The following is a 14,339-nucleotide window of genomic DNA, read 5'->3' as shown; positions in this document are numbered from 1 at the left end:
ATCCACCCGCTCGCCATCCGTGCAGGGGGACCCCGGTGACAATGCGTTCGAAATCGGGTCGCCCCGGCGCCGTCGCCCTGGTAGGCATGGCATATGACGATCGAACTTCGCGTACTGCGCCGTACCGAATGGGACCTCTGGTACGGCAAGTTGGAGCGCGCGTTCGGCGGTGTACCGGAGGCCCCTGAGGAGCGCGAGCTTTACCATTCGCTGACCGAGCACGAGCGCTCCATCGGCGCCTGGGACGGCGACGAGTGTGTCGGGACGGCCGGGGCGTTCACGTTCGGGGTCTCGGTGCCGGGCGGCGCGATGGTGCCCGCCGCGGGCGTGACGATGGTCAGCGTGACCGCGACACACCGCCGCCGCGGGGTGCTCACCTCGATGATGCGCCGCCAGCTCGACGACGTACGCGGCTGGGGCGAGCCGATCGCCGTACTCACGGCGTCAGAACCGGAGATCTATGGACGATTCGGCTACGGCCTCGGGACCCAGCAGATCTCCCTGACGATCGACACCGTCCGGGGACACATCGCCCTCCCCGAGGGCGCGGACGCGGTCCGGCTGCGCTTCGCGGACGTCGCGGACGTCGCGCGGGAATGCGAGGCGGTGTACGTCCGCACCATCGGCTCACGGCCCGGCATGCTCGCCCGCAGGCCCGGCTGGGAGCGGCTGCCGCTGCTCGACCCCGAATCCGAGCGGCACGGCGCCTCGCCGATGCAGTGCGTGGTCGCCGAGCGGGAGGGCGAGATCGTCGGTTTCGTGCGCTTCCACACCAAGCCGGACTGGGATGCGCGCGGCCCCAAAGGCAGCATCACACTGCGGCACATCGAGGCGCTCGACCCGGTGACGTACGCCGTGCTGTGGCGCTTCCTCTTCGACATCGACCTGACGGTGCAGGTCGTGGCGCGCAACCGGCCGGTGGACGATCCGCTGCTGCATCTCGTCAATGACATCCGGCGGTGCGAAGTGCGAGTGCGGGACGGCATGTTCGTACGGCTCGTGGAGCTGGGCGCAGCCCTGGAGGCGCGTACGTACCAGACGCCGGTGGATGTCGTCTTCGACGTCGACGACGCCTTCTGCCCCTGGAACACGGGGCGTTGGCGGCTGACCGGCGACCACAAGGGCGCGTCCTGCAAGCGGACCGAGGACCACGCGGATCTGGCGCTGTCCGTACGGGAGTTGGGCGCGGCCTATCTGGGCGGGGTGTCGCTGGCCGCGCTGGCGGGGGCGGGGAGGGTGCGGGAGCTGCGGCAGGGGGCGCTGGCCGAGGCGTCGATGGCCTTCGCCTCGGACGTCGCGCCCTGGCTGCCGCACGGCTTCTAGTACTCACGCGCGGCAGTACCTCAGGCCAACTGGCAGCCCGGGCACCAGAAAAGATTGCGTGCGGCGAGAGAGGCGGTGCGGATCTCGCCGCCGCAGACATGGCAGGGCAGGTGTGCCCGGCGGTAGACGTAGACCTCGCCGCCGTGGTCGTCGACTCGCGGCGGGCGGCCCATCGCCTCGGGGGTGTGCTCGGGGCGGACGGTGTCGATGCGGTTGTTGCGTACTCCTTCGCGCATCAGCTCCACGAGGTCCGCCCAGATCGCGGTCCACTCGCCGTGGGTGAGGTCCTTGCCCGCGCGATACGGGTCGATGCCGTGCCGGAAGAGGACCTCGGCGCGGTAGACGTTGCCCACGCCCGCGATGATCTTCTGGTCCATGAGCAGCGCGGCGACGGTGGTACGGGAGCGGGAGACACGGACCCAGGCGCGGTCAGGATCGTCGGCGTGGCGCAGCGGGTCGGGGCCCAGGCGCTCGTGTATCGCCGTCTTCTCGCCGTCCGCGATCAGCGCGCAGGCCGTGGGCCCGCGCAGATCGACGTACGCCGTCGGGTTGGCCAGCCGCAGCCGCACGGTGTCGGTCGGCGGCGGCGCGGGCGCGTCGCCGAAGGCGACCTTGCCGAAGAGGCCGAGATGGATATGGACCCAGCCGAGCAGGCCGAAGCCGAGGAAGAGGTGCTTGCCGTGCGCCTCGGTGCTCCGAAGAGCCTGGCCGTCGAGCAGCGCCGCGCTGTCGGAGAACTTCCCCTGCGGGCTGGTCGCCCGCACAGGCCGGCCGCCGAACCTCTCGAAGTGGTCGGCGGCCAGTCGGTGGATCGTATGCCCCTCGGGCACGCTCAGCCCTGCTGCGGGTGGTGGGCCGGGATCGGGGGAAGCTCGCCGGTCTCCTCGTACGCCGAGAGCATCTCGATACGGCGGGTGTGACGCTCCTCACCCGAGTACGGGGTGGAGAGGAAGATCTCGACGAACTTCACCGACTCTTCCAGCGTGTGCATCCGGCCGCCGATGGAGATGACGTTCGCGTTGTTGTGCTCACGGCCGAGCGCTGCGGTCTGCTCGCTCCAGGCGAGTGCGGCGCGCACTCCCTTGACCTTGTTGGCGGCGATCTGCTCGCCGTTGCCCGAGCCGCCGATCACGATGCCCAGGCTGTCCGGGTCCGCGGCCGTCTTCTCGGCGGCACGCAGGCAGAACGGGGGGTAGTCGTCCTGGGCGTCGTAGATGTGGGGCCCGCAGTCGACGGGCTCGTGGCCGTGGGCCGTGAGCCACTCGACGAGGTGGTTCTTGAGTTCGAAGCCGGCATGGTCGGAGCCGAGGTACACGCGCATGATCCGAGTGTGGCACGCGAGTGTCCGGGTAGCGGTGACCGGGGTCAGGCTCTGTCGGGGCCGCGGACTTCCGCCTATCGCCCGGATCTAACGATCCGGAGACGGGACTTCACACACCTGGAGTCGCGGGTTTGAATGCGGGGGCTCGTGACCCGAGTGCACTCAAACCTAAGGATTCGTCCATGACCTCGCAGCAGACCCTCATGAAGGAAGGCGAGAAGGCCGGTACGCCCGGTAACTCGCAGCCCTCCGGTGGTCTCCAGGCCGGACTCAAGAACCGGCATCTGTCCATGATCGCCATCGGCGGTGTGATCGGCGCCGGCCTGTTCGTCGGCTCCAAGGCCGGTATCGCCGCGGCGGGCCCAGCCATCCTCCTCTCGTACGCACTCGTGGGTGCGCTGGTCGTCTTCGTGATGCGGATGCTCGGCGAGATGGCGGCGGCCAACCCGACGTCCGGCTCCTTCTCCGCCTACGCGGACCGGGCGCTCGGCCGCTGGGCCGGGTTCTCCATCGGCTGGCTCTACTGGTTCTTCTGGGTCGTCGTGCTGGCGGTCGAGGCGACGGCCGGCGCGGACATCCTCGAAGGCTGGGTACCGGGGGTCCCGCAGTGGGGCTGGGCGCTCATCGTGATGGTCGTGCTGACGGCGACGAACCTCGTGTCCGTGTCCTCGTACGGCGAGTTCGAGTTCTGGTTCGCGGGCATCAAGGTCGTGGCGATCGGCGCGTTCATCGTGATCGGCCTGCTGGCCGTCTTCGGCGTGCTGCCGGGCTCCGACAACCCCGGCGCGGGCTTCGCGCACCTGACGGACGCCGGCGGATTCATGCCGAACGGCGCGGGCGCTATTCTCACCGGCGTCCTTATGGTCGTCTTCTCCTTCATGGGCAGCGAGATCGTGACCCTGGCGGCGGGCGAGTCCGAGGACCCGCAGCGCGCGGTGACCAAGGCGACGAACAGCGTGATCTGGCGGATCGGCGTCTTCTACCTGGGCTCGATCTTCGTGGTGCTGACGCTGCTGCCGTGGAACGACGACTCAATCCTCGCCAATGGCTCCTACGTCGCGTCCCTGGACTCGATCGGGATCGCGCACGCCGGGCAGATCATGAACGTGATCGTGCTGACGGCCGTGCTGTCGTGTCTCAACTCCGGCCTGTACACGGCCTCCCGTATGGCGTTCTCGCTCGGACGGCGCGGCGACGCGCCCAAGGTCTTCGCCCGTACGAACTCGCGGGGCGTGCCGCAGGCGGCGATCCTCGGCTCTGTCGTCTTCGGCTTCCTCGCCGTCTTCTTCAACTACAAGTGGCCCGACACGGTCTTCGCGTTCCTGCTGAACGCGTCCGGTGCGGTCGCGCTGTTCGTGTGGCTGGTCATCTGCGTCACGCAGCTGCGGATGCGCGGGATCATCCTGCGCGAGTCGCCGGACAAGCTGATCGTGCGGATGTGGCTCTTCCCGTATCTGACGTGGCTGACGATCGGCATGATCGTTTTCGTGCTCGGCTACATGGTCTACGACGGTGGCGACGCGCGGGAGCAGGTGTTGCTGTCGCTGCTGGTGGCGGTGCTCGTGGTGGGCGTCGCGGTGGTGCGGCAGATGCTGGGCAAGGGCGGCGCGGTTGCCGATGCCGCTGCGGTTGCCGATGCCGATCAGAGCGGTGCGAAGGACTCGGTCACGTCTTCGTAAGTGATCAGTGCGGCGTCCTGTGAGGCGACGGCGCACCAGACATGCGCAGGGGCCCGCGGCCGTCGGTGGCCGCGGGCCCTCACGCCGTAAAAGCAAGCACCGCCGGCATCAGCCGCGGCGGCCGACGAGCTTCCAGGCCGCGGGCAGTGCACCCATCGCCAGCGCCGCCTTCAGCGCGTCGCCGATCAGGAACGGCGTCAGTCCGGCGGCGACGGCCTGCGACAGCGTCATACCGGTGGCCAGCGCGAGATACGGGACGCCGACCGCGTAGATGATCAGCGAGCCGACCGCCATAGCACCCGCGGTGCGCAGCACCGAGCGGTCGGCGCCGCGGCGCGCGAGGGCGCCGACGACCGTGGCCGCGAGCATCATGCCGAGGATGTAGCCGAAGGACGGCATCCCGTAGCCCGAAGTGGCCTGCGCGAACCACGGCATGCCCGCCATTCCAGCCACCGCGTACAGCGCGAGGGAGAGGAAGCCGCGGCGGGCGCCGAGCGCGGTGCCGACGAGGAGGGCCGCGAAGGTCTGGCCGGAGACCGGGACCGGTGAGCCGGGGACCGGGACGGCGATCTGGGCCGCGATGCCGGTGAGCGCGGCGCCGCCGAGTACGAGCGCGATGTCCTTCGTACGGGATGCGGGCAGCAGGTCGGCGAGGACCACTCCGGGGCGGGACGTGACGGAAGCAGTACTCATCGGGACTCCGCTGAGGCGAGGACGGGTTGGGGACACGGCGACGCTAACCCGCGGGGAAGGTGCTGATCACGGTCGGCCGACGACAAAGGCCCACTCCGCCGATTGGTGGGGATCGAACAAAGGCGGCGCGACATGCGCGAGTTGGAGTGATCCTCATCACTGAGGTCGGAGCATGGTCGGCTCGTTTTGCGCGGAGGGGCCGAGGTTGGGGACACTGTTGGATCTTGCCAAATGAACCGGGAGGGCAAGGAGCAGGTGGGCGTGAGGATGTGTTCACCACGTGTAAGCCTGGTGCCCGTATAGCGGACATCCGTTCCGTGTCAGCGGTACACGCAACCAGACTGTGGTCCTCTCCCCGTCTCAGCTACTGAACAGGGCATGCCCATGTCTCGGACCTCCGCGCCCGCGCCTGTCGACCAGCAGGCCGACGCTCCGCTCTCGCACGGACTCAAACAACGCCACCTCTCGATGATCGCCCTCGGCGGCGTCATCGGAGCCGGACTCTTCGTCGGATCCGGCGCGGGCATCGCCGCGGCCGGCCCGTCGATCGTCATCGCGTATGCGATCTCCGGCCTTCTCGTCATGCTCGTGATGCGCATGCTCGGCGAGATGTCGGCGGCGAACCCGGCATCAGGCTCCTTCTCGGTGCATGCCGAACGGGCAATCGGCCCCTGGGCCGGATTCACGGCGGGCTGGGCGTTCTGGTTCCTGCTCTGTGTGGCTGTCGGTCTCGAAGGCATCGGCGCGGCGAAGATCATGACGGGCTGGCTTCCCGGGACGCACGAGTGGGCCTGGGTCGCGCTGTTCATGCTGGTGTTCTGCGGCACGAACCTGGCTGCCGTGAAGCACTTCGGCGAGTTCGAGTTCTGGTTCGCGGCGATCAAGGTCGGCGCGATCGCCCTCTTCCTGGGCATCGGTGTGCTGGCGATCCTCGGCATCCTGCCCGGCACGGACGCGCCCGGCACCGCCAACCTCACCGGCGACGGCGGCTTCTTGCCGAACGGCACGGAGGGTCTGGTCGTCGGACTGCTCGCCTCCGTCTTCGCGTACGGCGGTCTGGAGACGGTCACCATCGCCGCGGCCGAGTCCGAGCACCCGGTCCAGGGCGTCGCCAAGGCCGTGCGCACGGCGATGTGGCGTATCGCGGTCTTCTACATCGGCTCGATGGCGGTCATCGTCACGCTGGTCCCGTGGGGCGACCCGAAGGTCGTGGAGAAGGGCCCGTACGTCGCGACGCTCGACCACCTGGGCATCCCCGGGGCCGGTCAGATCATGAACGTGGTCGTCCTGGTGGCCCTGCTCTCGGCGATGAACGCCAACGTCTACGGCGCCTCCCGCATGGCCTGCTCGCTGGTCGCCCGCGGCCAGGGCCCGAAGGCGCTCGGCCGGACCTCCGGCGGGGTACCGCGCACCGCGGTACTGGTGTCGTCCGTGTTCGGGTTCCTGTGCGTACTGCTCAGCTACTGGCGGCCCAACGACGTCTTCATGTGGCTGCTCAACATGATCGGCGCGATCATTCTGGTCGTATGGATCTTCATCGCGGTCTCACAGCTGGTGCTGCGCCGACGGACCGAGCGCGAGGACCCGTCGAAGCTGGTCGTGAAGATGTGGCTCTACCCGGCGCTGACGTGGGTCGCGCTCGCGGGCATGGTCGCGATCTTCGTCCTGATGGCACGGGAGCCGGACACCCGCACGCAGTTGTACTACACGGGTGGCCTGACAGTGGCGCTGGCGGTCGTGGGTTACGTCCGCCAGGTGCGGGAGCGGCGGGTCCGGGCCGCCGGCTGACTTTCCCCACGGCCCGCACATTCAGCCCGTGCGGCGTGTGACGACACTCCCCCTACGCCCTGCGGGCGTAGGGGGAGTACGGCGTTCGGGGCGGACCGCGCAAGCGCCTGATCATGACCCGGCCCTCTTGCTGCTAGCCTGCACTTGCATATGATTTGCAATAAGCAGTCGGAGGGACCGGACAGACATGGCCGTTTACACGCTTCCTGAACTTCCTTATGACTACGCGGCGCTGGAACCGGTCATCAGCCCGCAGATCATCGAGCTCCACCACGACAAGCACCACGCCGCCTACGTCAAGGGCGCCAACGACACCCTGGAGCAGCTCGAAGAGGCCCGCGACAAGGAGGCCTGGGGGACGATCAACGGCCTGGAGAAGAACCTCGCGTTCCATCTCTCCGGCCACATCCTGCACTCGATCTACTGGCACAACATGACCGGCGACGGCGGCGGTGAGCCGCTGGCCGCGGACGGCGTCGGCGAGCTCGCGGACGCGATCGCCGAGTCCTTCGGATCCTTCGCCAAGTTCAGGTCCCAGCTGACCAAGGCCTCCGCGACCACCCAGGGTTCGGGCTGGGGCGTTCTCGCGTACGAGCCGGTCAGCGGGCGTCTGATCGTCGAGCAGGTCTACGACCACCAGGGCAACGTCGGCCAGGGCTCGATCCCGATCCTGGTCTTCGACGCCTGGGAGCACGCGTTCTACCTTCAGTACAAGAACCAGAAGGTGGACTTCATCGAGGCGATGTGGCAGGTCGTCAACTGGCAGGACGTGGCGAGGCGTTACAACCGGGCCAGGGAATGCACCGCGCTCATCACCCCGTGAGCGGGGGAACCTGAAGCGTCCTGCGCGTGATCGTCTTCTCAGCCTTCACGTGCGGGCGGTATGACGAAGGACCCCTGCGAGAACCTGACTCGCAGGGGTCCTTCCAGGAGCAAGGATCAAAGGAAGAGGTCAGTCGAAGATCGGGCCCTGCGTGCGCGTGCGCTTGATCTCGTAGAAGCCGGGGATCGACGCGACCATCAGCGTGCCGTCCCAGAGCTTCGCCGCCTCCTCACCCTTCGGGGCAGGCGTGACGACCGGGCCGAAGAACGCGATCTGCCGGCCGTCCGAGCCCGGGACCGCGATGACAGGGGTGCCGACGTCCTGGCCGACCTTGTCGATGCCCTCCTTGTGGGAGGCGCGCAGCTCGGTGTCGTACGCGTCGGAGTCGGCGTACTCGATCAGCTCGGCCGGGAGGCCTACCTCCTCCAGCGCGCCGGCTATGGCTTCGCGGGTCGCGCCCTCGCCGCGGTTGTGAAAGCGGGTGCCGAGCGCGGTGTAGAGGTCCCCGAGCACCTCGTCGCCGTGCTTCTGCTGCGCGGCGATGACGACCCGGACCGGGCCCCATGCGTGCTTCATGGCCTCGCGGTACTTCTCGGGGAGCTCGTCGAGCTTGGGCTCGTTCAGGACGGCGAGACTCATCACATGCCAGCGGACCTCGACGTCGCGGACCTTCTCCACTTCGAGCATCCAGCGCGAGGTCATCCACGCCCAGGGGCACAAGGGGTCGAACCAGAAGTCGACGGGGGTCTTGCCGGTCTGACCGTTCTCGGACATCTCTCTCCTCGTTGTGGCGTCACGCACGCCTCCAACGGGCAACGCCGATGGTCACCGGACGATTCCCGCACGCACCCCGCTCAGGTGCGCATGGGAGGATCGGTCCTGTCCGAACGAGACACGAAGGAGTGCCCGTGCCCGGTGAGAATCTGACCCGCGACGAGGCCCGACGACGGGCCGAGCTGGTGTCCGTCGACGGGTACGAGGTTGCCCTCGATCTGCGTTCCGCGGTCGGGGAGACCCCGGAGGGCTCCGGGCCACGCACCTTCCGTTCGGTGACGACGATCCGCTTCCGCTGCAGCGAGCCGGGCGCATCGACCTTCGCGGATCTGCTGGCGCCCGCCGTGAGGACCGTCACGCTGAACGGCGAGAAGCTGGACGCGGCCGCCGTCTTCGACGGCTCGCGGATCGCGCTCGACTCTCTGGCCGCGGAGAACGTACTGGTCGTGGACGCGCAGTGCGCGTACAGCCGTACCGGCGAGGGACTGCACCGCTTCGTCGACCCGGAGGACGGCGAGGTCTATCTCTACACGCAGTACGAGCCGGCCGACGCCCGGCGTGTCTTCGCCACCTTTGAGCAGCCGGACCTCAAGGCACCGTTCCGCTTCGAGGTGACCGCGCCGGAGGGCTGGACCGTCTGGAGCAACGGCGCGGGCGCGCGGGACGAGGACGGGGTGTGGCGCTTCGCCGAGACGAAGCCGATCTCCTCGTACATCACGGCGGTCGTGGCCGGTCCGTACCACTACGAGACCGACGTCTACACGCGCACCCTCGACGACGGGACGACGCTGGAGATCCCGCTCGGCGCGATGTGCCGCAAGGGACTCGCCAGGCACTTCGACTCCGACGACGTCTTCCTGGTGACGAGGCAGGGACTGGACTTCTTCCACGACCACTTCGACTACCCGTACCCCTTCGGGAAGTACGACCAGGCGTTCGTGCCGGAGTACAACATCGGGGCGATGGAGAACCCGGGCTGTGTGACGTTCCGCGAGGAGTTCATCTTCCGGGGGAAGGTGACGCAGGCGTCGTACGAGCGCCGGGCCAACGTCATCCTGCACGAGATGGCGCACATGTGGTTCGGCGATCTGGTCACGATGGTGTGGTGGGACGACCTGTGGCTGAAGGAGTCCTTCGCGGACTTCATGGGCAGCTTCTCGATGGTCGGGGCGACCCGCTTCACCAACGGCTGGATCACCTTCGCCAACAACCGCAAGTCGTGGGCGTACCGGGCGGACCAGCTGCCGTCGACCCATCCGATCACGGCCGACATCCGTGACCTGGAGGACGCCAAGCTGAACTTCGACGGGATCACGTACGCGAAGGGCGCGTCCGTACTGAAGCAGCTCGTCGCGTACGTCGGCCAGGACGCCTTCCTGGAGGGCGCGCGGCGCTACTTCAAGCGGCACGCGTACGGGAACACGCGCCTCGCCGACCTGCTGGCGGTGCTCGAAGAGACGTCCGGGCGGGACATGGCGACATGGTCGCGGTCCTGGCTGGAGACGGCGGGCGTCAACTCGCTGACCCCTGTGGTGACGTACGACGCGGGCGACCGGATCACCGAGCTCGCGGTGGCGCAGGACGGCGAAGAGCTACGGCCGCACCGGGTGGCGGTCGGCCTGTACCGCAGCGAGGCGGGTGCGCTGGTGCGTTACGCCCGCGCCGAGGTGGACGTCACCGGGCCCCGGACGGTCGTGGACGCCCTCGCGGGCGCCGAGCGGCCCGAACTGATCCTGGTCAACGACGAGGACCTGACGTACTGCAAGATCCGCTTCGACGAGGGGTCCCTGGCGACGCTGCGCAGCCACCTGGGCGACATTGCGGACCCGCTGGCGCGGGCACTGTGCTGGTCCGCGCTGTGGAATCTGACGCGGGACGCGCTGATGCCCGCTCGGGACTTCATCGACCTGGTGCTGCGGTTCGCGGGACGCGAGTCGGACATCGGCGTGCTGCAGATGCTGCACATGTGGGCCCGCTCGGCGCTGCACCACTACGCCGCGCCCGCCTGGCGCGAGGAGGGCGCACGGCTGCTCGCGGAGGGCGCGCTGCGGGAGCTGCGGCAGTCCGAGCCGGGCAGCCAGCACCAGCTGACGTGGGCGCGGTTCTTCGCCACGACCGCGACGTCAGCGGCAGATCTGCAGCTGCTGCAGGGCCTGTTGGAGGGTTCGGCGAAGATCGACGGCCTGGACGTGGACCAGGAACTGCGGTGGGCCTTCGTGGAACCGCTGGCCTCGCACGGGGTGGCGGACGAGACCTTCGTCGCGGCGGAACTCGCCCGCGACGACACCGCCTCGGGCAAGCGCCACCAGGTCCGGTGCCTGGCGGCGCGCCCGTCGGCGGCGGTCAAGGACCAGGCGTGGGCGCAGGTCGTCGAGTCGGACTCGCTGTCCAACGCGCTGGTGGAGGCGACGATTTCGGGCTTCGCGCAGGCGGGGCAGCGGGAGCTGCTGGCGCCGTACGTGCCGAAGTACTTCGAGGCGATCGAGCGCGTGTGGGAGGAGCGGTCGATCCAGATCGGCATGGACGTGGTGAAGGGCCTGTTCCCGGGCCTGCAGGACAGCGAGGCGACGCTGGCGGCGACGGACGCGTGGCTTGCGGCGCACGAGGGGGCGGCGCCGGCGCTGAGGCGGCTGGTGCGGGAGTCGCGGGACGACCTGGCGAGGGGGCTGCGGGCGCAGGCGTGCGACGCGGGGGCGTTGGGCTGACGCGGACGGGGGGTGCGCCTGCGGCGGGCCCGTTCCCCTACCCCCTTCCCGAACTGAGGCAAGCCCCAGACCCCGTACGCCCTTGAGGCGTGTCCTCAAACGCCGGACGGGCTGAATTTCAGCCCCGCCGGATATCAGGCGCGGGGTCCGGGGCGGAGCCCCGCGCGGCTGTGTCTGATCGGCAGTCGAACGCCCGTACTTTAGGACGAGGTTGTCCCGAAATGTCGACGAGCCTGTAACAGCGGTTAGCTCCCCGACCCCCCGCGGGCATCCCCGTCGCATGAACCACAACACCCCGCTCTCCCCCCTCCCCCTCTCCCACCTCTCCGATGTCCAGCGCCGCGTCCTGTCCGCCGCGCAGCTGCGGGCGCATGGAGTGTCCGCCGCGCGGACCACCGCGCAGTGCCGGCCCGGTGGACCCTGGCAGTTGCTGCTGCCCGGGGTGTTTCTGCTGCACCCCGGTCCGCCGACGAGCGAGGAGCGGCTGCACGGCGCGCTCCTGTACGCCGGGCGCCCGGTGATTCCCGCGCAGGGCGAGCCCCGGAGCGCCGCACCCCGCTACGGGGAGGCCATGGTCACCGGGCTCGCCGCCCTCGCCCTGCATCAGTTCTCCTCAGTACCGCCGCTCCTTTCCCTCGAACGCATCGACGTCCTCGTGCCCCGCACCCGGCGGCTGCGGTCGACCGGTTGCGCCCGGCTCGTGCGCTCGCGCGAGCTGCCGGGACCGGAGGAGATCACCGGCGTCCCCGTCGCACCCGTGCCGCGTGCCCTCGCCGACGCCGTCGCGGAGCTCGCGGACCCCCATGCGGTACGGCGGCTGCTCACCGAGGCCGTCCGCGGCGGGCACTGCGAACCCGCCGCGGTCGTCAAGGAGCTGAACCGGGCGCGGCTGCTGAACCGGCCCCATGTCGTCGACGCCGTCGACTGGCTGCTCGCCGAGGGCCGGGCACTGGCCGAGGACCGGCTGTACGAGCTGGTGCGCGAGTACGGCCTGCCCGTCCCCATGTGGAACGTGGACCTGCGCCTCCCCGGCGGCCCGCACCTCGGCGGCCTCGACGCCTACTGGCCCGAACAGGCAGTCGCCGTCGAGCTGGACACCCGTGCTCCCCGCCACGACGAGGACGCGCTCTGGTCGGAGTACGCCCGTAAGCGCGAGCATCTGGAGCGACTCGGCATCACCGTCGTATACATCACGCCGCGCAAGCTGCGGGATTCGCCGGAGCAGCAGGCGACCGTGGTCCGCACCGCCCTGATGGCGGCGGCGGACCGCGACCCGGCCGCCTATGTCGTGGTGCTCCCGCGCTGAGTCGTCAGCCGCAGAACTCCGCCTCCACGACAGCCCAGCTGTCCCCCGACCAGTCACCGTTGAAGTTCATCGCCAGCGAATGGCTCCCGTCCCGCGTGGTGAGCGCCTCGGACGACGACCCGTGGATCCCGCCCCCGTGGCCCCAGACGTCCTTGCCGCAGCTCGTCTTGATCTGCATCAGGCCGAGGCCGTAGCGCTTGTCCTGATCCTTCGGGTCCATCGCGACGGTGGCGGTCATCTCCCGCAGCTGCTTGCGCGGCAGCAACTCGCCCTTCAGCAGCGCCCGGTAGAAGCGCTGCAGATCGGCGGAGTCGGAGACCATCTCGCCGGCCGACCCCGCGGCCGACGGGTTCAGTTCGGTCACATCGTGGATCTTCGCCTTCGGGTCCTCGGACAGTTTCGAGTACGCCCGTCCGCTGGGGCGCGGCATCCGGGCATCGGTTCCCGGGAGGGAAGTGGCGCGCAGGGAGAGCGGGCGCAGGATCCGGCGCTCGATCTCGGCGCCGTACGCACGTCCCGTCGCCTTCTCGACGACCATCCCGGCGAGGATGAAGTTGGTGTTGGAGTAGTGCCAGCTCGCGCCGGGCGCGAAGTAGGGCTTGTGCCCCATCGCGAGGCCGACCAGCCGGCGCGGGGTCCAGGTGTCGTAGCGGTGCTGGAAGAAGCCGTCACCGAAGACCTTCTCCACGAAGCCCTGGTCCTCGGTGTAGTTGTAGATCCCGCTGGTGTGGTTGAGGAGCTGCCGCAGGGTGATCCGGCGGCCGTCGTGGCCGTTGCCGCGCACCACACCCGGCAGCCACTGGTCCACCGTGTCGTCCAGGCTCAGTCTGCCTTCCGCCTCCAGCTGGAGCACGACGGTGGCGACGAAGGTCTTGGTGATGGACCCGACGCGGTAGCGGTCCTGCGGCAGGCGTTCGCGCCCGGTCCTCAGGTTGGCGACGCCGGCCGTGCCGTTCCATGTGCCGTCGCGGTCGCGTGCCTGGGCGAGAACTCCGGGCACCCCCTCGCGGACGGCGGCCTCGATCGCCCGCTGCGCGGCGCGGTGATCGCCGCTCCCTGCCGGCCCGCTGTCCGCGGCCGCGGGGCTCACCAGTGCGCCGGTGGCCAGGGCTGCCACCACCACCGCTCCTGTCAACGCCGTGCGGACCGTGCGTGCTGAACGTCCTGCCATCCCGGTCTCCTGTCTCCGACTGCGGTCGAAGGACAGGACTCGGACGGCGCGTACGGCGTTGCCTGCAGTGGCAGGGTTGAGCGGCTACCGGCCATTCCTGACGATCCGGCCCACCGGGGGCCTGGAACGCCACAGTTCCAGGCCGATGTCGACGAGTTCGACCCGCTCCAGACCGGTCACCGAGGCGAGCGGATGCCAGGCCGCGAGGTCCGTCGACCCGTCCGTCTCATGGCGCAGCTCGCCGCCGGTGACCCTGCCCTCGTACACGATGCGCAGCCCCTGGAAGTCGGCGAACGCACCGAGCCTGCGGGGGTACTGGCGGCGGATGGTGTCGAGGCCGAGAAGCGCGGTCATCTCCGACGCGTAGCCCGTCTCTTCTTCGACCTCACGGACGACGGTGTCGAGCGGGTCCTCCCCGTGGTCCATGCCGCCTCCGGGAAGCGTCCACTTCTTGGCGCCGTCGCGGGCCACCCAGCGGGCGAGCAGGATCTGTTCCTCCCGTACGCACACGGCGTAGGCCGCAACCCTCAACTCCCTGTTCCGCAACTGCTTGTTCATGCGGTGAGGGTAGACGTACGCCCAAGATCCCCAGTTCAGGGGAGGCGGGTCCCGGCGGGGCTGGTGCTCCATGGCCGTGTACGGCAACCGGGCGAAGGCCTCGCGACACTACGGCCGCAGCCATGGGAACTGAATCTCCCCTTTGTCCCTCATGGCGTACCGTCCGCAGTGGCGGGTTTCCGCCATGACCACATCATG

12 protein-coding genes and 1 pseudogene are annotated in these 14,339 nt (G+C 69.3%); 7 read left to right on the top strand and 6 right to left on the bottom strand.

What is annotated here, in order from left to right:
* The first annotated feature begins 93 nt into the window (after window positions 1–93).
* Complete coding sequence (locus tag OG905_RS26555; RefSeq protein ID WP_328677824.1) at window positions 94–1,323, top strand: GNAT family N-acetyltransferase; 1,230 nt, start codon at window positions 94–96, stop codon at window positions 1,321–1,323.
* 20 nt (window positions 1,324–1,343) lie between these two features.
* Here the strand turns inward: OG905_RS26555 and OG905_RS26550 are convergent, their stop codons facing one another.
* Entirely contained in the window at window positions 1,344–2,153 is an 810-nt protein-coding gene (locus OG905_RS26550) for an Fpg/Nei family DNA glycosylase (protein ID WP_328677823.1), read from the bottom strand.
* Between the two features lie 2 nt (window positions 2,154–2,155).
* On the bottom strand, window positions 2,156–2,644 hold the full coding sequence (locus OG905_RS26545) for a ribose-5-phosphate isomerase (RefSeq protein WP_142217169.1): 489 nt from the start codon (window positions 2,642–2,644) through the stop codon (window positions 2,156–2,158).
* Between the two features lie 182 nt (window positions 2,645–2,826).
* On the opposite strand from OG905_RS26545, the gene OG905_RS26540 reads away from it, so the two are divergent.
* Window positions 2,827–4,323, top strand: a complete 1,497-nt coding sequence (locus OG905_RS26540) for an amino acid permease (protein ID WP_328677822.1) — start codon at window positions 2,827–2,829, stop codon at window positions 4,321–4,323.
* 108 nt (window positions 4,324–4,431) lie between these two features.
* On the opposite strand, the gene OG905_RS26535 is transcribed toward OG905_RS26540, so the two are convergent.
* Entirely contained in the window at window positions 4,432–5,016 is a 585-nt protein-coding gene (locus tag OG905_RS26535) for a biotin transporter BioY (protein WP_328677821.1), read from the bottom strand.
* 384 nt (window positions 5,017–5,400) lie between these two features.
* Between OG905_RS26535 and OG905_RS26530 the strand changes: the two genes are divergently transcribed.
* Complete coding sequence (locus OG905_RS26530; protein ID WP_328682619.1) at window positions 5,401–6,804, top strand: amino acid permease; 1,404 nt, start codon at window positions 5,401–5,403, stop codon at window positions 6,802–6,804.
* Between the two features lie 187 nt (window positions 6,805–6,991).
* Complete coding sequence (locus tag OG905_RS26525; RefSeq protein WP_328677820.1) at window positions 6,992–7,627, top strand: superoxide dismutase; 636 nt, start codon at window positions 6,992–6,994, stop codon at window positions 7,625–7,627.
* A gap of 129 nt (window positions 7,628–7,756) precedes the next feature.
* On the opposite strand, the gene OG905_RS26520 is transcribed toward OG905_RS26525, so the two are convergent.
* Window positions 7,757–8,401, bottom strand: coding sequence for a mycothiol-dependent nitroreductase Rv2466c family protein (locus tag OG905_RS26520; protein WP_328677819.1), 645 nt, complete (start codon window positions 8,399–8,401; stop codon window positions 7,757–7,759).
* Between the two features lie 134 nt (window positions 8,402–8,535).
* Between OG905_RS26520 and pepN the strand changes: the two genes are divergently transcribed.
* Both pepN and OG905_RS26510 read left to right on the top strand, forming a co-directional pair.
* On the top strand, window positions 8,536–11,106 hold the full coding sequence (gene pepN / locus OG905_RS26515) for an aminopeptidase N (RefSeq protein WP_328677818.1): 2,571 nt from the start codon (window positions 8,536–8,538) through the stop codon (window positions 11,104–11,106).
* 280 nt (window positions 11,107–11,386) lie between these two features.
* Window positions 11,387–12,412 (top strand): hypothetical protein, encoded by a 1,026-nt coding sequence (locus OG905_RS26510; RefSeq protein WP_328677817.1) that lies wholly within the window; start codon window positions 11,387–11,389, stop codon window positions 12,410–12,412.
* A 4-nt stretch (window positions 12,413–12,416) separates the two neighbouring features.
* On the opposite strand, the gene OG905_RS26505 is transcribed toward OG905_RS26510, so the two are convergent.
* Window positions 12,417–13,583: a serine hydrolase domain-containing protein gene (locus OG905_RS26505; protein ID WP_328677816.1), complete on the bottom strand. Its 1,167-nt coding sequence runs from the start codon at window positions 13,581–13,583 to the stop codon at window positions 12,417–12,419.
* Window positions 13,584–13,667: 84 nt separating this feature from the next.
* A complete protein-coding gene (locus OG905_RS26500) occupies window positions 13,668–14,141 on the bottom strand; it encodes an NUDIX hydrolase (protein ID WP_328677815.1) in 474 nt (157 codons plus the stop codon).
* A 46-nt stretch (window positions 14,142–14,187) separates the two neighbouring features.
* Between OG905_RS26500 and OG905_RS26495 the strand changes: the two are divergent.
* A pseudogene (locus OG905_RS26495) lies at window positions 14,188–14,274 on the top strand (CGNR zinc finger domain-containing protein); the annotation flags it as partial.
* Between the last annotated feature and the right edge of the window lie 65 nt (window positions 14,275–14,339).

The organism is Streptomyces sp. NBC_00322, from assembly GCF_036147535.1.
Classification (GTDB): domain Bacteria; phylum Actinomycetota; class Actinomycetes; order Streptomycetales; family Streptomycetaceae; genus Streptomyces.
This window is presented reverse-complemented; position numbering and strand designations above follow the sequence as displayed.

What these genes read in the sequence shown, in the direction of transcription:
- OG905_RS26555 (WP_328677824.1), top strand. Translation starts at nt 94, where the DNA reads ATGACGATCGAACTTCGCGTACTGCGCCGTACCGAATGGGACCTCTGG.
- OG905_RS26545 (WP_142217169.1), bottom strand. Translation starts at nt 2,644, where the DNA reads ATGCGCGTGTACCTCGGCTCCGACCATGCCGGCTTCGAACTCAAGAAC.
- OG905_RS26540 (WP_328677822.1), top strand. Translation starts at nt 2,827, where the DNA reads ATGACCTCGCAGCAGACCCTCATGAAGGAAGGCGAGAAGGCCGGTACG.
- OG905_RS26535 (WP_328677821.1), bottom strand. Translation starts at nt 5,016, where the DNA reads ATGAGTACTGCTTCCGTCACGTCCCGCCCCGGAGTGGTCCTCGCCGAC.
- OG905_RS26530 (WP_328682619.1), top strand. Translation starts at nt 5,401, where the DNA reads ATGTCTCGGACCTCCGCGCCCGCGCCTGTCGACCAGCAGGCCGACGCT.
- OG905_RS26525 (WP_328677820.1), top strand. Translation starts at nt 6,992, where the DNA reads ATGGCCGTTTACACGCTTCCTGAACTTCCTTATGACTACGCGGCGCTG.
- OG905_RS26520 (WP_328677819.1), bottom strand. Translation starts at nt 8,401, where the DNA reads ATGTCCGAGAACGGTCAGACCGGCAAGACCCCCGTCGACTTCTGGTTC.
- OG905_RS26510 (WP_328677817.1), top strand. Translation starts at nt 11,387, where the DNA reads ATGAACCACAACACCCCGCTCTCCCCCCTCCCCCTCTCCCACCTCTCC.
- OG905_RS26505 (WP_328677816.1), bottom strand. Translation starts at nt 13,583, where the DNA reads ATGGCAGGACGTTCAGCACGCACGGTCCGCACGGCGTTGACAGGAGCG.
- OG905_RS26500 (WP_328677815.1), bottom strand. Translation starts at nt 14,141, where the DNA reads ATGAACAAGCAGTTGCGGAACAGGGAGTTGAGGGTTGCGGCCTACGCC.